Raw genomic sequence first — 16,490 nt, forward strand, 5'->3', positions numbered from 1 at the left:
ATTCCTTTCTATTTAGGATTTCCATGGAAAGATCGTTTTGGGATGACCCGTCGAAAGACGGGGTTGAAATATTTCATTCCGATTATAACAATTTCCCCCTAAAACACAAACAAAAAAAGATTTTTCTGTTTCACAAAAAAGCGGAAAGATTTGATACCTTCCACTCGTTATAGGATCCATATTCGCTGTTTTCACTGCAACAAAGACTGCACAAAGCCGGGAATGGCTTCCCAATCCTCTTCTTTTGGCGCCCAGTACACCTTCACGCCTTCCTCGATGACGTCGAAACCGGCGTCTTTCAAATACTGCTGCAAATGCGGCACGCTCTCGCCGCTCCAGCCCCACGTGCCAAACGCGCCCGCTTTTTTCTTTTTGAATTTCAGCTGCTTCAAAAAGGCGAGCCATCCCGACACGCTCGACAAAATGTCGTTGCCAACCGTTGGCGAACCAACCGCGATCGCCTTCGACTTCATGATTTCCGTCATGATATCGTTTTTATCGGTTTTGGAAATGTTGAACACTTTCACCACCGTATCCGGCGACTGGCTGGACACTTCTTTGGCGATGGCGTGGGCGATCTTCTCGGTACCGTTCCACATCGTGTCGTACACGATCGTCACCTGGTTTTCCTGATAGGCGTCGGCCCATTTTGCGTATTTTTCCACGATCTGCATCGGCTCCGTTCGCCAAATCGCGCCATGGCTCGGGGCGATCATGTCGATTGGCAAACGCAGCGCCTCGATTTCCTTGAGCTTGCGCGTCAGCAGCGGGGCGTACGGATTCAGGATATTCGCGAAGTACTTCATCGCCTCCCGGTTCATAACGCACGCATCCGCCTTGTCGTTGAACAGCTCCTCAACCGCGTAATGCTGGCCAAACGCGTCGTTCGAAAACAAAATGTTGTCGCCCGTCATATACGTCGCCATCGAGTCGGGCCAGTGCAGCATCGGCATCTCGACAAAAATCAGCTGTTTTCCGTTGCCGATATCCAGCGTGTCCCCCGTCTTGACGACATGGAAGTTCCATCCCTTTTTCCCGTACTGGCCTTCCAGACTTTTCACCGCGTTGGCCGTGCAGTAGATCGGCGTGTCGGGAATTTTTTCCATCAGCGTATTCAACGCGCCCGAGTGGTCGCACTCGCCATGGTTAACCACGATATAGTCGATGTTTCGCAAGTCGATTTCCTGTTCCAGATTGTCCACGAACTCAAACCGGTGCGGCAGCCACACCGTGTCGATCAGCACCGTCTTTTCCTCCTCGATCAAATACGCGTTTTGACTTGATCCGTGCTCGACTGAGTAGTCATCGCCATGAAAATGCTTAAGCTCCCAGTCGATGTACCCGATCCAGTACACGTTGTTTTTCACTTGTCTTTTCATCTTGCTCCATCCTTTCGTTCCTGTCCTTCTTTTATACGAAATTTATCGCGCGATTGCCATTGTCGTGCCACCCAAAAAGCGGGATGCTTCATCTCACCCCGCTTTTTCAAAACGTTACTCCTCCTCGCTCGAGAACTGCGCGTTGTACAGCTTCGTGTAAAAGCCGTCGCGCTTCATCAAAGCGTCGTGATTGCCAATCTCGACAATGTCGCCCTCGTTCATGACAAGGATGGCGTCCGCGTTGCGAATCGTCGACAGCCTATGCGCGATCACAAAGCTCGTCCGCCCCTCCATCAAGGCGTCCATGCCCTTTTGAATGAGCACTTCCGTCCGCGTGTCCACCGAGCTGGTCGCCTCGTCCAAAATGAGGATCTTCGGATCGGATAAAAACGCCCGGGCGATCGTCAGCAGCTGACGCTGTCCTTGCGACACGTTCGAGCTGCCTTCGCCAAGCACCGTGTCGTAGCCGTGGTCGAGCGTTTCGATAAAGTGGTCGACATGCGCCATTTGCGCGGCCTTCACCATTTGCGCCTCGCTCGCGTCCGGATTGCCAAACTTCAAATTGTCGCGGATGGTGCCCTCAAACAGCCACGCGTCCTGGAGCACCATGCCGACTAGCGAACGCAAGTCCTTGCGCGTAAACGTGCGCGTGTCGTGGCCGTCGATATAGATCGCGCCGCCGTTGAGCTCGTAAAAGCGCATGAGCAGCTTGACGATCGTCGTCTTGCCCGCGCCTGTCGGTCCGACAATCGCGATTTTCTGCCCCGGCTTGACGAACATCGAAAAGTCGCGGATGACCGTCTTGTCCGGCGTATAGCCAAACCGGACGTTCTCAAACGCCACCTGTCCCTGGATGAGGGACTTGCCTTCAAAGGACACCGGAACCGGATCACTCGTGTCGGGCAGCACCTCGGCCTCGTTCAAAAAGCCAAAGACGCGCTCGGCCGCTGCCATCGTCGACTGGAGCATGTTCATCGACTGCGCGATCTGGTTGATCGGCTGGGTGAAGCTGCGCGTGTACGTGATAAACGACTGGATGTCGCCAATCGCGATGACCTGATGCAAAACGAGATAGCCGCCCAAAATGCTGACGCCCACGTAGCCCAGATTACCGACCATCATCGTGAGCGGCTGCATCAGACCCGATAAAAACTGTGACTTCCACGCGCTGCGGTACAGCTGGTCGTTGTACGTTTCAAACTGGTCCACGCTTTTTTGCTGGCCGTTGAACGCGGTCACGATTTCATGGGCGCCATACATTTCCTCGATATGCCCGTTGAGCAAGCCAAGCGACGTCTGCTGGGACAAAAAGTACTTTTGCGAGTTTTTCATCAAAAACACGACGCCAAACAAGGAAAGCGGGATGATGAGCAGCGCGAGCAGCGTCATCTGCCACGAAATCGAAAGCATCATCCACAAATACCCGACGATGCGCACGACGTTGGAAATCATCGACGCCAGCGACTGGTTGAGCGACTGCACCATCGTGTCGATGTCGTTGGTGAAGCGCGAAATGACGTCGCCGCGCGAATGAGTGTCGAAATACGAAAACGGCAGCCGGTCGATTTTCTCGCTCATCTCACGACGCAGCCGATACCCGATCTTGTTCGACACCGTCGCCATAATGAAGCTTTGCGCGTATTCCATACCCGCGCTAAACGCGTAAATGGCCAGCAAGATGGCGCACGTCTTTTGGATCGCGTCAAAGTCGATGCCGCCAATGCCCTGCACCTTGTTCATGAATCCGTCGGCGATTTCGGTAATGATATCACCCGTGATCTTCGGGCCGATGACGGCGATCGCCACCGAGGCCACGGCGCAGACGATACCGATCAAAAAGCCCCATTTGTACGGCGCCATATACGAAAGCAGCTGCCGCATCGTCTTTTTCATGTTTTTTGGTTTCTCATGCACTCGTTTTTTATGCGGCATACCCTAATTCCTCCTTCGACAGCTGGGAAAGCGCGATTTCCTGATACACCCGGCACGTCTTCATCAGCTGCTCGTGCGTGCCTTTGCCCACGACTTTCCCCTCGTCGAGCACGATGATTTGCTCAGCGTCCAAAATCGTCGAGATGCGCTGGGCGACGACCAAAATCGTGCTCTGGTCGGCCCGCGCCTTTTTCATGAGCGCCTCGCGCAGTCTGGCATCCGTCTCGTAGTCGAGCGCGCTGAACGAGTCATCGAAAATGTAGATTTCCGGCTTTTTGACGATCGCCCTGGCAATCGAGAGCCGCTGCCGCTGGCCGCCCGACACGTTCGTGCCTCCCTGGGCGATCTCGCTATGGATCCCCTTGGGCTTCTCACTGACAAAGGACGTGGACTGCGAAATATCGAGCGCCTGTTCGATCACGTCCTCGCCGGCGGTTTCGCTGGCGTATTTCAAATTGGACTCGATCGTGCCGGAAAGCAGCACGCCCTTTTGCGGCACGTAGCCGATCTTTTCACGCAAATCGCTGGCCAACACGTCCTGAATGTTTTGCCCGTCGACGTAAATCGCCCCTTGCGTCACGTCGTAAAAGCGCGGCACAAGATTGATGAGCGTCGACTTGCCCGAGCCGGTGCTGCCGATGAACGCGGTCATCTCGCCGGGCTTCGTTTCAAAGTCGACGTCCTGCAACACGTATTCGGAAGCGTCCGGGTATTTGAACGACACGTGGTCGAACCGGACGACGCCGCGCTTGTGTTCGTCAAACGGCTTAGGCGATTTCGTTTCCACGACATAGTCGGGGGCGACGAGCACGTCGTTGATGCGCTGGGCGGACACGTTGGCGCGCGGCAGCATGATGGAAACGGCGGTGAGCATCAAAAACGCCATGATGACTTGCATCGAGTACTGCATGAACGCCATGATGCTTCCAATCTGGATCTGGCCAAGATCGACTTGCTTGGCGCCAAACCACAAAATAAGCAACGTCGTTCCGTTGAGCACGAACATCATGAGCGGCATCATGAGCGACATGGTCCGGGTCGTGAACAGCGACACCTTCGTGATGTCGCGGTTGCGGGTCGAAAACTTTTCCTGCTCGACTTCCTGGCGGTTGAACGCCCGGATGACGGGCATGCCATCCAGGATCTCCTGCACGACGCGGTTGAGGGCGTCGGTGAGCTTTTGCATGATCTTGAACTTGGGCATGACGAGCAAAAACAGCGTGCCAACCAGCGAGAGCAGAACGACGATGGTGAGCGCGATGATCCATGTCAAATCGGCTTCGGATTCGAGGACGTGGACAAGGGCGCCAATGCCGATGATGGGCGCGTACAGCACGATGCGCAAAATCATCATGAGCGCCATCTGCACTTGCTGGACGTCGTTGGTCGTCCGGGTAATCAGTGTCGATGTCGAGAAATGCTGAAAGTTCTGCTGGGAAAAGCCGGTGACTTTTTTAAACACGTCCTTGCGCACGTGGCGCGAGAAGCCGGCCGCCAGTCTGGCGGTTAAAAAGCCGACGGCGATGGCGCACACGGCGCTGACAAGCGTAAAGCCAAGCATGACAAGGCCGCCATGGATGATGTAGTTTTGTTGCATGGACTCCAAATCAACGCCAAGCGTTTCGTACTCGCGTTTGAGCATTTGGGCCTGCATGCTGTCCAGCAAGGAGCCGCCTTGCTCGTCCATGATCCGTTTCGCTTGTTTTTGGATGACGGGGAGCGTCTGCTCGTTGACGGCAACCGGCGTTTTCGACTCGTGGACGGCCATCGCGCAAAGCTCGAGCACTTGCCATGTGTCCATAAGCCGTTCCCGCTCCGTTTTAGAAATGTCTTCATTGAGCATGTACACCGGCTCGGTTTTGAGCGCGGGGATGTCCTCTTTTTGCCTGGCGGTCGCGTCCTTTGGCGTCACAAGTTTGTACGCGTCCTCGATTTGCCGGGCCTGGGCCGGCGTGGCGAACAGCAGGTAGCCTTGCATCGTCTTTTGGGACAGGACGGGATACACGTCGCTTTCGATGCCGTTGTTTTGCAGGCCGACATCGACGATGTTTTGCATGTAGGCGGGCAGCTCGAGCTCGGCCCACGCCTGCCCGAACAGCAGGCCGACAATGAGCACGATCGAGAGGCCAAATGGCTTGAGATAGCGAATGAGTTTGGTCATACGTTTTCTTCCTCCGGCGTTTCATCTTCCATATAGCGGATCGTCTTTTCGAGGATGCGCTCAAGGGCGAGGGCGTCCTTGGGACCTAAATACGTCATGTAGTTGTTGACGTCTTCCATCATTTGCGTGAATTTTTCTTTCATTTCGGCCATGAAGCCGTCGCTGACTTTCACGTACACGACGCGGCGGTCGAACTCGGTGCGCACTTTTTCCACCCACCCCTTTTTTTCAAAATACGTCACCATCTGGGACGCGGCGGCATCGGTGATTTGGTAGTGTCGGGCGAGGTTCGAGATCGTCGTGCGATGATTGGGACATTTGTGAATGTAGCGCAGGATGACGATTTGGCGCGGGCGGATTTGCCCGGAACTGTCCACTTTCTCCTTCAGTAAATTGAACGTTCGAAACAGCCGTTCGATCATTGTCGCTTTGACGGGTTTTTCTTCCATAAAAACTCCTTTCATTTTTACTTAATTACCTTAAATATTAAGCTGATTAAGTATTTTGTCAAGCAAAAAGGAAGCGAATTTTCGCTTCCCGGGTTTTTATTTTTGTCTTTCCAAATTTTTTATGATTAACGTATCTTCTTTCGTCGTTCCATCGTCGTCGTACAGCGTGTAGTCGCGTCCGTCCCCGAGCCATTCGAGCGCGTTCCAGTCGATATCCGTGACGCGGCGGGCCGCTTTGGCGAGCGGTACGGCTTTGCCTAGGCGTATGAAGAACACGAGCTCATTGAGCGGATAGTCGACAAAATGCCAGCCGGCGTCCATCGGGGTTTGCTCGATCGTTTCATCGGCGTGGAAGACGACTTTCGTCATGGCTTGCGGCAAATACACGGCGCGTCCGGTGGCGTTTTGCGTAAGGACGGGCGCGAGCATGATTTCGTCGCCGAGCAGCAGCTGGTCTTCGATCTGGCTGGCGATCGGATCGTCTTTGTATTCGAAGGCGAGCGCTTTGAACATGAGCGTGTCGTTTTCGATCGCTTTCAAATATTCGGAGTAAAGATATGGCACGAGCCGATAGCGCAAACCGATCAAATGCCGGAAATCTTCGGGCCGTTCAAACTGGTATGGCTCCTGCTCGCGGGTGCCGAGCGCGGAATGGTTGCGCATGAGGGGCGTGAACACGCCGATCTGCAAAAACCGCAGGACGAGGTCGCGGGTCGTGTCGGCGCCAAAGCCGCCCAGATCCGGTCCGGTGTACAGGAAGCCGGCCATGTTGATGGCGGGCAGCTGGTGGACGATAAGACCGAGGTGCGACCACCACGACTTGTTGTCGCCGGTCCAGATGCCGCCGTAGCGGTGCATGCCGATGTAGCTGGAGCGTGAGAACATGAGCGTGCGCTGGTCGGGGCGCAGCGTTTCAAACGCTTCCGAGGCGCTGCGGGTCATGAAGTAGCCGTACAGGTTGTGCACTTTGTCGTGGCGCAGCCACTGGTCGCCTTTGTGGTGGTAAAACCGGCGGTAGTCGTCCATCGAGTTTTTCAAGCTTTCGACCTGGGTGCCTAGCTTGAAGTATGGTACTTCGTCTTTTTCGTTGGCTAAAAATTCCTCGAGCTGGCCGTTGAGTTTGTCGATGCCGTATTGGGAATAAAACAGCGCGGGCTCGTTCATGTCGTTCCAGAACGCGTCGATGCCGTATTTGGTGAGCGCTTCGTACTGCATGCCAAACCAGTGCCGGGCTTTGTCGTTCAAAAAGTCCGGGAACACGGAATAGCCTGGCCACACGGCGCCGATGAAGTCGGTTTTATGGTCTTCGAGCTTGCAGAAGTAGTCGTTTTGTTTGCCTTCCTCGTACGCGAAATAGCCGTCCTGCTTTTTGACGCCGGCGTCGATGATCGGGACAAGATGGACGTCGCGTTCTTTCATCCATTGCACGAATTGATCGAACCGGCCGTCAAACTCTTTTTCGTTGAGGGTGAAGTCCTTGAAGTCCTGCATGTAGTCGATGTCCATGTACAGCATGTCGATCGGGATGTCGAGCTCGTCCAGTTTGCGAACGACGTCTTTGAAGTCGTCCTGCGTCTTGTAGCCCCAGCGGCTTTGCCCGTAGCCGAACGCGAACTTTGGCGCTTTGTAGCTTTTGCCAATGGCGTGGCGGAACTGCCTGACGATGTCGAGAACCGATTCCCCTTCAAAGTAATACAGCTTGAGGTCGGCTTCGCATTCGACGCGCAGCGCGTCGCTTTGCGTGTAGCCGATGTCGAACTTCACCCGTCCCGGGTAGTCGACAAACAAGCCAAATGGTTTTTCTCCATCAACGACGATAAAATTGTGCGCCGAATACAGCGAGCGCTTGTCCTCGTGGTGGTGCGGCTCGTCGGTCGCCCACGATTCGTATTCCCAGCCGCGTTTGTCGATGCCGCGCACCTGCTCTCCTAGACCATACACCTTGTCGGCGGGCGCCAGAGCGTAGGTGAACGAGAAGACATGGTCGTCGATGGCGCTTGTTCCAACCGGGACCTGACCTACAGTCGCTTCCACATCGTTGACGATGGCGTCGGTGTCGACTGGATTTCCATACACAAACTTTTTCATAATTTCCTCCCACTTTTGATTTTTATAGTTTTATTGTATCCGCTTCCAACGATGAGTACAAATGAAAAAAGGATAGTGTTGTCTTCACTATCCTGATCAAAGTGATATTAGTCTTTCTTTCGTTTCAAAAAAGCCACCGCGATCGCTCCGCTTAGCACGGTTCCGGCTGTGTAAATATATAAGCCTGTTCCCGCCGCCGTGTTTGGACTGGATTCTTTTTTCGAATCTGTATTCTCTTTCTTTTCGGGATTTGTATCCACGACAATCGTCTCTTCGTTTTCCAGAAGCTTCAAGAAAGCGTCGAGAACGTTTTGGGCGGCCTGTCTTGCTTGCTTCGCTTTTTCGTATTCGGCTTTGGCCTGCCGCAACGATTCAAGGCTTGAATCCGCATCGGCGATGAGTTGTTCCAGCTTCGCTTTCGCCAATTGCTCATCCTTTTTCAAGGATTGATAGTTCGCGAATAAAACCGGAAAGGCCGCCAAATCGTCAAACGTTGGATCAAAGTTTGCCGATTGACCTTTTTTGATCGCGTTCCATGCGTCTTTCGCCCCATGAAGTTGTGCAAGATAGGCCCGCGCTTGGGTTTGCCGTTTGGAATCCTGCGCGATTTGATTTTGGGCGTTTTGAATCGAAGTGCGTAAAGCCGGCACCTCTTTTTCAAGGCTTTCGATCGTTCTCACCGCTTGATTTTGCGCGCGGACCGTCTCCTCGTACCGCACTCTCAAGCCATCCAGCGCGAGGAAAGTTTTATTTGCCTCATCAAAAGCTTTCTTTTTCTGCTGCTCGTCCTGGGCTTTCTGAGCAGCCTCTTTTTTGTGTTCGTTGAGTTTGGCTTCGGCCGCTCCTGTCTCCGTTTCGAGCGACTCCAAGCCTTTCCTTACCGTTTCTGCGTTTTGTTTTACGCTTTTTAATTTTTCGGATTTGTCTTGCGTGTCTTTTTTCGCTTCGTTCCATTCTGTCTTTGCGTTCGCGATCAGACGTTCCAAAGCGGCAAGCTGGTTTTTCTTGTCTTGAGCGAACGATTGATTTTGAGCGAGAAGCGCCGTATGGGTTTGATGTGTCGTGTTCGCCTGATTTAACCGTGCTTGCGCTAAATCAATATTATTTTGCAATGCGCGGAGTTCGTCAGACTCAAGATACGCCTGCAAAGCGTTTTCCTTTTGAGAAAGGATTGCCTGCGCTTGTGAAAGCATTTCTTCTTTGGCTTTTAAATTGTCTTCCGCTTTTTTCAACAAAGCCTGGGAGTTTGTCAGCGCCATCGCTGCCTGACTGGACAATGTGACCGCTTGTTCAAGCGAGACTTCTCTTTGACTTAACAGCTGTTTCTGCCGTTCCGCTTCCGCTACTTTGGTTTTCAATTCCGCTTCAGCCTGTTCGATGGCTTTGACAAGGCTGTTATCGGCCTGCGCGGTCTCCAGCTCTTCTTGTTTTGCCGCGATGGCTTTCTCGATACCCGAACAATAATCATCGAGCATCTTCTCATAATTTTCCACGGTGTATCCCGATCCCCTATATGTGAATACCTGTCCATATGCTACATTGTAGCGGTGAGGTTCGGTATTGACCGCAAATCCTGTGATATAATAGCCATCTTCAATGATGTTGAGATAATGACCGACTTCTTGAAAATGGTCGTTTTCAATTTCTTCCGGTGTCAGACCTTGTGCCAAATACCGCTCATAGATCGCCTTTTCTTTATCGTACCAGCCATCGAACGGATTTTCGTAGCCCCATGCCAGGTTTTCTCCCACTTGATATTTTTGTGAATGCCCGACTTCAACAGCCGAATAATTAAGCTGTTTTTGCGCGATAGCCATCATATAGGAATTGACACCCAAGGCAGGCAATCCGTGTTTTGCTCGAAGCTCGTTGCATTCTTTGATCCAGGCCAGCGACGCTTTCATGTTTTCCAGACTCGTCGCGTCATTTTCTTTTCCGACATGAGTGTAGTCATACAGACCATCCGTTCTGCTTAAAATCACGTTCATCGCTTTTGTAGCATCATCGTTGTCGATAGCTTGGAAAAATCCCAATGAACCCGAGGCGTATTGCGCTTGCAGAACTTGAAGCTGTTCTTCGAGTTTTTTGATTTCGGCATGATTCGTTTCGAGCTGCGACTGCAAGTTGTCGATTTTCGCCTGAACGCCTTTGACTTCCTGTCCGGCAATATCCACGGCTTCTGTCTGGAGCTTGACGGCGTTTTCCGCTTTTTCGACCGCGAGTTGCGCGTTTTTCTGCGCTTCGGCTTGTTTTTTGTTTTCCATCAGCGCCTGCTCTAAAGCGGCCTGGCTCCGGCTTACTTCGGATTCGGCGTTTTCCACACCGGTTTGAGCATCCGCGATCGCCTGCTGATAGACCGGAAGTTCACTGGCGGCTTGATCAAATGCTGATTGGGCCAAAACCAGTTGATTTTCCGATTCGGCAACCGATTGCGCGCTTTGTTCCACCATAGCTTGCGCTTGCGAAACGGCTTGCTGCGCGTTTTGAAGTTCTGCTTCGGCTTGAGCGTATACTTCCTCGTTTTCCGCCAGCGCGAGATTGGCTTCTTTTTCGGCTTGCACAGCCAGTGCCTGGTCATAAGCGGCCTGGGCGGCCATAACCGCGTTTAACGCCTCGTTGTATGTGGCGCGTGTGGATTCCAAAGATTGGGACAGCGCCGCGTAATTCGCTTCCGCTTGCGTTAAAGCGTTTTGCGCTTCCTGCAATGCAATTTGGGCGTTCGTCCATAAATTCATCGCTTCCGCGTTTTTTTGTTCGGCTGCTTCGATGGCGCCCGGTTCCAACGCGTCGTATTCCGCTTTCGCCTGCTCTACCGCCTGTTCCAAATCTTCCAATTTGGATTTTTCGCTTTCGAGCAGTCCCTGCTTTTGCGTCAGTTCCGATTCCAGCGCTTCTTTCTTCTCAATCGCGTCTTCATAATCCGCAACCATTTTTTCCAATTCCGCGGTTCCAGTCGTTATTTCCTGATCGAGCTTTTGATCTACACTGTTTTCCAGTGTCTGTCTTTCATTTACGATACGATCATATTGCGGTTGGTACTCGTTGCCCCCCCCGTACCGTAGCATAATTTTGTTCAGCTGTTGCCACCGCTTCTTCCGCTTTCGCTTCTTCTTTGCTTGCCTCTTTTAAAGCGTTTATCAAAGCGTCCGCTTTCGATTGCGAAACAACCTGTTGAGCGACGGCTACATTCGCAATCGGATCTGATAATTCAAAAAAAGAATTTGCTCGCGATTCTTCTTTGGCGAATACTGGCATACTTTGAGGTATAAGCGATGAAGCGATCACCGCGGTCGCGCTAAGTCTTTTTAATGCTTTATTGTCTTTCATAATCAATCGGAGACAGATGAAAGCCGAATTGCTTTTGGAAGGCAATCCGGAGAAACTGCTTTTTCCTTTCTTTTTTCCATAATCTCTGCCCTTGCAGTTCCCTTTTTGTCGTCTTATATACTTTTTCAACACATAAAATATTAAAAATCATCCCCCTTTTACATAAAATTTGATTTTCTTCTCCATTCCGTTCACTTCATAGCAATGAAGGTATAAAAAAGGCAGATTTTTATTAGTCTGCTCATAGGAATACCGAAACTGGACTCGAAAACACGATATATGTGCAAATCTAATTTCCTTTATCTCAATCAAGTATATAAGACGTAGTTAAATTAAAATATATTTAACAAAATGATTATAACTTTTAATCCCGATTCAATCAATATTATCCTTGCGTAATGTTAATATTTTTTGTTTTGTTTTTATATTATATAAAACATCAATATCATTAAACTAATGTATATTTCGTAAAATAAGAAAAAAGCTTACTTTTCCCATTTGACAATCTTAATATCCTTTTTTACAATAAAGACACAAAAAGACCCGTAAAGGATCTTTCAAACTGGAGAGGCCATGCCTGAGTTGGCAACGAAAAAACTGGAGAGGCCATACCGTAGTTGGCAACGAAAAAACTGGAGAGGCCATGCCGTAGTTGGCGACTATAAAAGGGATGCCATCCCTGAAAACTGGCAGAGCTGTTCGAAAGAACAGCTTTTTTCGAAAGGAGAATGTATGAACAACTTATTTCATTTTTTAGACCCCAACCCAAACATATACCGGGTCGATTATCCTTATCGTCTCTTTTTGCACGAGGCGGATCCGAACGTCAGCATCAAAAGCACCCGGCCGTTTTACGGCGTGATCGTCCTGCTTGGCCGTTTCCACTATTTGATTCCATTAACTTCCAAGCCGCTGCGTCCCAATGGAAAGCGACGCAATCCCCGCACGACTGTCGAAATCTTCGACGAAGACCATGAGCGCATCGCCGCCCTTCTCGTCAACAATATGATTCCCGTCCCACCTGTTTTCTATGAAGAATTTCAATTTGAAGGCCTAGTCAATGAAACCGTCTTTGAAAAAGAGCGGATGTATTTGCGTCGAAAATCAGTGAAGGATGAGATCTTGCGGAAGGCGGATGCTGTATATCGTGGTGTCGTATTCCGCCAGGATCCCTTCTTAAAGCGTTTTTGCTGCGACTTCAAAACCCTCGAACAAGTTTCCAATACGTACCGGATTTGCGAACCAAGCTTTGTGTATGTGACCGACGCGCGCCCGATCTCTTCCCCGCTGCCGCCGACCATGTGGCTGCTGCACGACGATTCTCCTCTTTCAAACTCTCTATTTTTTGGTTCAGCCGAAATTTCCAGATCTTTTTCTCATAAAAGCCAAACAATGAATTTGGATTCTCAAAAAAACACTTTTTAAACCTTTTCTTTCTTCCAACGAAACTCAATAATGATTTTGAAAGGAAGGGAATGCAACTATGATCATTCGCAACGCAAATGTATGGATCGATGGCGCTTTCCAATGCGTCGACGTCCGCTTTAACGAACAGGAAATTTTAGAAATCGGCCCCGGGCTGCAAGATGACGAAATCTTGGACGCGGCCGGATACGACTTGTATCCGGGCTTTGTCGACACTCACATGCACGGCGGGTTCCGCCACAACTTTTTTCCACACGCCTATGACGAAACCGTCAGCCACTGGAGCGAAGACGATGTCCGGTTCCTCCTTGCCAAACTGCCGGAAACCGGCGTGACCAGCGTCATGCCGACCATCAACTCCTTATCCATCCCGGACAGCCAGAAAACCGTCCGCGCCATTCGCAAGGTACGACAGGAAAAAGTCGGCGCCGACCCGTTTCTCTTTCATTTTGAAGGCCCGTACATCAATCCGAAACGAAGCGCCTCCATCGACCCGACGCTGTGCGCGCTGCCCACACCCGCCCACACGCTCGCCATGGTCGACAACGATTTAAGCGACATCGGCATCGTCTGCCTTGCGCCCGAGCTGCCCGGCGCCAAAGAGTGGTGCGAATGGATCACCGCCCAGGGCGTCCACGTCGAACTTGGCTACACCCTCTGCACCGCCAGCCAGGTTCGCCAGTGCGCCGACTGGGGCGCCGACACAACGACCCACTTCTTCAACGGCTTTGAAGCGATGCACCAGCGCAAAGAAGGCGGCATCGTCGGCTGCCTGCTTGAAAACCGGCTCAGTCACCAAATCACTTGCGACGGCATGGTCGTATCGCCATCGTGGATCCATCTTGGCATCCGGCTCAAAGGCCTCGACCGCTTTTACGGCATGACCGACCTCGTCCATTTCCACGGCCTAGCCGATGGCGAATACGAAAACGAGCATTTCGGTCCCATCGTCGCCAATGAAACCGGCATCAAAACCAAAGCCGACGGGCTTTTTTTAGGCGGATCGACCCCATGGAACGAAATTATGAAAAAAGCCCGCGACCTCGTCGGCTTGAGCCGGGAGGAAATCGCGCAGCTGTACGCCGAAAATCCATGCCGATGCCTCGGCATCCATGACCGGGGAAAAATAGAAATCGGCCGAAAAAGCGATTTCTGCCTCATGGACGCCGACTATCACGTGATTCAAACGATCATCGACGGCAAAATCGTCTTTGAACGAGCGGAAACGGAGGTTTGAGACAACGAATGAAGAAACAAGAAAGGCAAAAAAAGATTTTGGAACTGCTCCACGAACGGGAGCGCATCAAGATCCGTGAACTCGCCGAACTGCTTCACGCCTCCAGCGAAACGATTCGCACCGATCTCGACACTTTGGTCAGCCAGGCGCTCGTCATCAAAGAGCACGGCTGGGCCCGCGTCAATAAAACCATCAAGGAAATCCCCTTGTCGTATCGTTCCCAGGAAGACCACAGCATCAAAAAAGGCTTGTCCCTTCGCGCTTTTCAAGAAGTCAAAGACGGACAGGTTCTCTTTATCGACGGCGGCAGCACGATTTTCGCCGGGATCGAGGCTCTCACCTACAAAAAGGAAATCACCGTCGTCACCGATTCTTTTCCGGTCGCCGCCAAATGCATGGAAAACCGCATCAAGACGTTTTTCCTAGGCGGGGAAATCAACGAGCTGGAACAAAGGACGAGCGGATACTTCGCGACCAAAATGCTTGAGCATTTCCGCATTGACCTGGCGATCCTTGGCACACTGGGCATCAAGGATACCGACGGGTTCACCACCATCAACATGGATGGCATCGCCTTGCTGCGCCACGTCATCAACCAGTCGAAAAAAGTGCTCGTCGTCTGCGATAAAAAACGCTTCGAGGATTCAGCCGCGTACATTTACGCCAAATTCCGCGAAGTCGACATTCTCGTCACCCATCCCCTGCTCCCGGAACAAAAGAAAATGGTGGCCGCCGTCAAAACGATCATCGAGTGCCCTTCGTAAAAAAACAAAAAGAGGAAGATTTCCCGTGTCTTCCTCTTTTTTCCTCTACGGCTGACGATATCCCGCGATGTACTCGTCCACTTCCTCCATCGTCGGCATCGACTTCAACGCGCCAATCCGCGTCGTCACGATCGAAGCCGCCGCGTTGGCGTGCGTCAGCATGTCCGCCAGTTTTTCCTCGTCGAAATTTTCAAACGGCGTGTCGCAAAGATAGGACAGGCACACCCCGCAAAACGTGTCGCCCGCTCCCGTCGTGTCGCACGTGTTCCGGTTCAAAAACGCGTCCTTGTACACATGGTGGCCGTTGCAAAAGACTTGCGCCCCTTTTGGACCCGATGTGACCAGGATCATCTTCATGTCATACGCATCCTGCAAAGCCTTGACACCTTCCTCGATCGTGTCCTTGCCCGTCATGAATTTGAGCTCCTCGTCCTCGATCTTGATAAAGTCGCACAAGGCGCAGCCCGCCTTCATTTGTTCTCTGGCCTCGTCCAGATCATCCCAAAGCGGCGGCCGCAAGTTCGGATCGAACGAAATGATCGCCCCGTTTTCCTTCGCGCACGCGACCGCCTTTTTCGTCGCCTCGCGCACGCCCTCGTGCGTCATGCTCAACGTGCCGAAATGGAAAATCTTCGAGTCCTTGATCAAATCCAAATCGACTTCGCTTTCATCCAGCATCATGTCCGCGCCCGGATTGCGGTAAAACGAGAAATCCCGGTCACCCGTCTCGTCAAACTTCACGAACGCCAGCGTCGTGCGCACCGAATCGTCCACGACCAGGCCCCGCGCGTCGATGCCGATTTCCTCGATCACCGCCTTAAGCTGGTTGCCAAACATGTCGTTGCCCACCTTGCCAATAAACGCCGTCTTCTTTTTCGCCTTGTTCAGCATCGCCAGCACATTGCACGGCGCGCCGCCCGGATTGCCCTCAAACGTGTTCGTATCCTTTTGCGCGAAGTCAATCAGCAACTCCCCCAGCGCTGTCACATCCATTGTTTTCATTGTCCCTCTCCTTTTTTCCTTTCCTCAATCGTTTGATGAATCGCTTGCGCGAGCCGGCCATGGTTGGTTTCATCCATATGCACGTTGTCAACCGGCGAAGCGTGCGCGAAATCGGCCGCGTTCAAAAACGCCACGCCAAGCTCTTCGCAAACCGACTGGATTTCCCGGCCCAAATATTTGGACTGACACAAGCTTTCCTCGTCAAAATCGCCACACTCCCCTTCGGTTTGCGCGATGGCCTCCCCCAGCAAAATCGGCGCGACCATCAAAATATCCGGTTCCTTGTACCGGTACAAAAACGGATTTTTGATTTGGCGCAAAAACGTTCTCGCCCCGCGCGCGACAGCCTTTGCCCGGGCGTTAAAAAACGTCTTCAAGTCGTTGGTCCCCAGCATCACGACGACCAAATCGACCGGTTCGTGGCTCATGAGCAGCATGTCAAGCGCCCGCAAGCCGTTTCGTCCCGGCGTGAACGGATCGTCGAAGGCGAACGTTCGTCCGTTCATCCCTTCCTCGATGATCTCGTCCTGCGGCCGCAGCGCCATCAGCTGCCGGGTCCAGCGGTTTTTGTGCCGCAATCCCGTATTCGGATCGAACCCCCACGTGTTGCTGTCGCCAATACATAAAATTCTCATCGCCCTTGTTCCTCTTCTCCTGGTATATATGAATTAGCCCATTTAACTGAGCCATTCTATATACCTTTTCCTTTCTACCTGATTTTGTATT

General features: G+C 52.0%; 12 protein-coding genes. 3 read left to right on the forward strand and 9 right to left on the reverse strand.

Annotation, left to right across the window (positions count from 1 at the left end; genetic code table 11):
* Positions 1 to 191: 191 nt before the first annotated feature.
* From ABNS49_RS12995 to ABNS49_RS13025, 7 genes are all read right to left on the reverse strand, one after another.
* Positions 192 to 1,379, reverse strand: coding sequence for a flavodoxin domain-containing protein (locus ABNS49_RS12995; RefSeq protein ID WP_289197512.1), 1,188 nt, complete (start codon positions 1,377 to 1,379; stop codon positions 192 to 194).
* Between the two features lie 114 nt (positions 1,380 to 1,493).
* Positions 1,494 to 3,311 carry an ABC transporter ATP-binding protein gene (locus ABNS49_RS13000; protein WP_135980600.1) on the reverse strand — a complete coding sequence of 606 codons (1,818 nt, stop codon included), beginning with the start codon at positions 3,309 to 3,311 and terminating at the stop codon, positions 1,494 to 1,496.
* On the reverse strand, positions 3,301 to 5,472 hold the full coding sequence (locus ABNS49_RS13005; RefSeq protein ID WP_135980601.1) for an ABC transporter ATP-binding protein: 2,172 nt from the start codon (positions 5,470 to 5,472) through the stop codon (positions 3,301 to 3,303). The genes ABNS49_RS13000 and ABNS49_RS13005 overlap by 11 nt, the downstream gene beginning before the upstream one ends.
* Positions 5,469 to 5,921, reverse strand: a complete 453-nt coding sequence (locus ABNS49_RS13010; protein WP_168353608.1) for a MarR family winged helix-turn-helix transcriptional regulator — start codon at positions 5,919 to 5,921, stop codon at positions 5,469 to 5,471. The genes ABNS49_RS13005 and ABNS49_RS13010 overlap by 4 nt, the downstream gene beginning before the upstream one ends.
* A gap of 96 nt (positions 5,922 to 6,017) precedes the next feature.
* Complete coding sequence (locus ABNS49_RS13015; RefSeq protein ID WP_277820826.1) at positions 6,018 to 8,009, reverse strand: TIM-barrel domain-containing protein; 1,992 nt, start codon at positions 8,007 to 8,009, stop codon at positions 6,018 to 6,020.
* A gap of 107 nt (positions 8,010 to 8,116) precedes the next feature.
* Positions 8,117 to 11,074: a CAP domain-containing protein gene (locus ABNS49_RS13020; protein ID WP_305084951.1), complete on the reverse strand. Its 2,958-nt coding sequence runs from the start codon at positions 11,072 to 11,074 to the stop codon at positions 8,117 to 8,119.
* Entirely contained in the window at positions 11,031 to 11,336 is a 306-nt protein-coding gene (locus ABNS49_RS13025; RefSeq protein WP_289113838.1) for a hypothetical protein, read from the reverse strand. The genes ABNS49_RS13020 and ABNS49_RS13025 overlap by 44 nt, the downstream gene beginning before the upstream one ends.
* A gap of 732 nt (positions 11,337 to 12,068) precedes the next feature.
* Between ABNS49_RS13025 and ABNS49_RS13030 the strand changes: the two genes are divergently transcribed.
* Genes ABNS49_RS13030 through ABNS49_RS13040 form a run of 3 tightly spaced genes read left to right on the forward strand, consistent with a single transcriptional unit; the run spans position 12,069 to position 14,762 of the window.
* On the forward strand, positions 12,069 to 12,761 hold the full coding sequence (locus ABNS49_RS13030) for a type III toxin-antitoxin system ToxN/AbiQ family toxin (protein WP_288342743.1): 693 nt from the start codon (positions 12,069 to 12,071) through the stop codon (positions 12,759 to 12,761).
* A 58-nt stretch (positions 12,762 to 12,819) separates the two neighbouring features.
* The gene (locus ABNS49_RS13035) at positions 12,820 to 13,998 is read left to right on the forward strand and encodes an amidohydrolase family protein (RefSeq protein WP_135980606.1); all 1,179 of its coding nucleotides are present in this window, start codon (positions 12,820 to 12,822) and stop codon (positions 13,996 to 13,998) included.
* Between the two features lie 8 nt (positions 13,999 to 14,006).
* Positions 14,007 to 14,762, forward strand: a complete 756-nt coding sequence (locus ABNS49_RS13040; protein WP_135980607.1) for a DeoR/GlpR family DNA-binding transcription regulator — start codon at positions 14,007 to 14,009, stop codon at positions 14,760 to 14,762.
* A 45-nt stretch (positions 14,763 to 14,807) separates the two neighbouring features.
* On the opposite strand, the gene ABNS49_RS13045 is transcribed toward ABNS49_RS13040, so the two are convergent.
* Together ABNS49_RS13045 and ABNS49_RS13050 are read right to left on the reverse strand one after the other, a co-directional pair.
* Positions 14,808 to 15,764, reverse strand: a complete 957-nt coding sequence (locus tag ABNS49_RS13045; protein ID WP_135980608.1) for a carbohydrate kinase — start codon at positions 15,762 to 15,764, stop codon at positions 14,808 to 14,810.
* Positions 15,761 to 16,399: a GDSL-type esterase/lipase family protein gene (locus ABNS49_RS13050; protein ID WP_135980609.1), complete on the reverse strand. Its 639-nt coding sequence runs from the start codon at positions 16,397 to 16,399 to the stop codon at positions 15,761 to 15,763. The genes ABNS49_RS13045 and ABNS49_RS13050 overlap by 4 nt, the downstream gene beginning before the upstream one ends.
* Positions 16,400 to 16,490 lie beyond the last annotated feature (91 nt).

The sequence above is a fragment of the uncultured Dubosiella sp. genome, from assembly GCF_964018005.1.
Classification (GTDB): domain Bacteria; phylum Bacillota_I; class Bacilli_A; order Erysipelotrichales; family Erysipelotrichaceae; genus Dubosiella; species Dubosiella muris.

Coding starts and splice junctions, on each gene's coding strand:
- ABNS49_RS13000 (WP_135980600.1), bottom strand. CDS start 3,311: ATGCCGCATAAAAAACGAGTGCATGAGAAACCAAAAAACATGAAAAAG.
- ABNS49_RS12995 (WP_289197512.1), bottom strand. CDS start 1,379: ATGAAAAGACAAGTGAAAAACAACGTGTACTGGATCGGGTACATCGAC.
- ABNS49_RS13045 (WP_135980608.1), bottom strand. CDS start 15,764: ATGAAAACAATGGATGTGACAGCGCTGGGGGAGTTGCTGATTGACTTC.
- ABNS49_RS13040 (WP_135980607.1), top strand. CDS start 14,007: ATGAAGAAACAAGAAAGGCAAAAAAAGATTTTGGAACTGCTCCACGAA.
- ABNS49_RS13010 (WP_168353608.1), bottom strand. CDS start 5,921: ATGGAAGAAAAACCCGTCAAAGCGACAATGATCGAACGGCTGTTTCGA.
- ABNS49_RS13035 (WP_135980606.1), top strand. CDS start 12,820: ATGATCATTCGCAACGCAAATGTATGGATCGATGGCGCTTTCCAATGC.
- ABNS49_RS13005 (WP_135980601.1), bottom strand. CDS start 5,472: ATGACCAAACTCATTCGCTATCTCAAGCCATTTGGCCTCTCGATCGTG.
- ABNS49_RS13050 (WP_135980609.1), bottom strand. CDS start 16,399: ATGAGAATTTTATGTATTGGCGACAGCAACACGTGGGGGTTCGATCCG.
- ABNS49_RS13015 (WP_277820826.1), bottom strand. CDS start 8,009: ATGAAAAAGTTTGTGTATGGAAATCCAGTCGACACCGACGCCATCGTC.
- ABNS49_RS13020 (WP_305084951.1), bottom strand. CDS start 11,074: ATGCTACGGTACGGGGGGGGCAACGAGTACCAACCGCAATATGATCGT.
- ABNS49_RS13030 (WP_288342743.1), top strand. CDS start 12,069: ATGAACAACTTATTTCATTTTTTAGACCCCAACCCAAACATATACCGG.
- ABNS49_RS13025 (WP_289113838.1), bottom strand. CDS start 11,336: ATGAAAGACAATAAAGCATTAAAAAGACTTAGCGCGACCGCGGTGATC.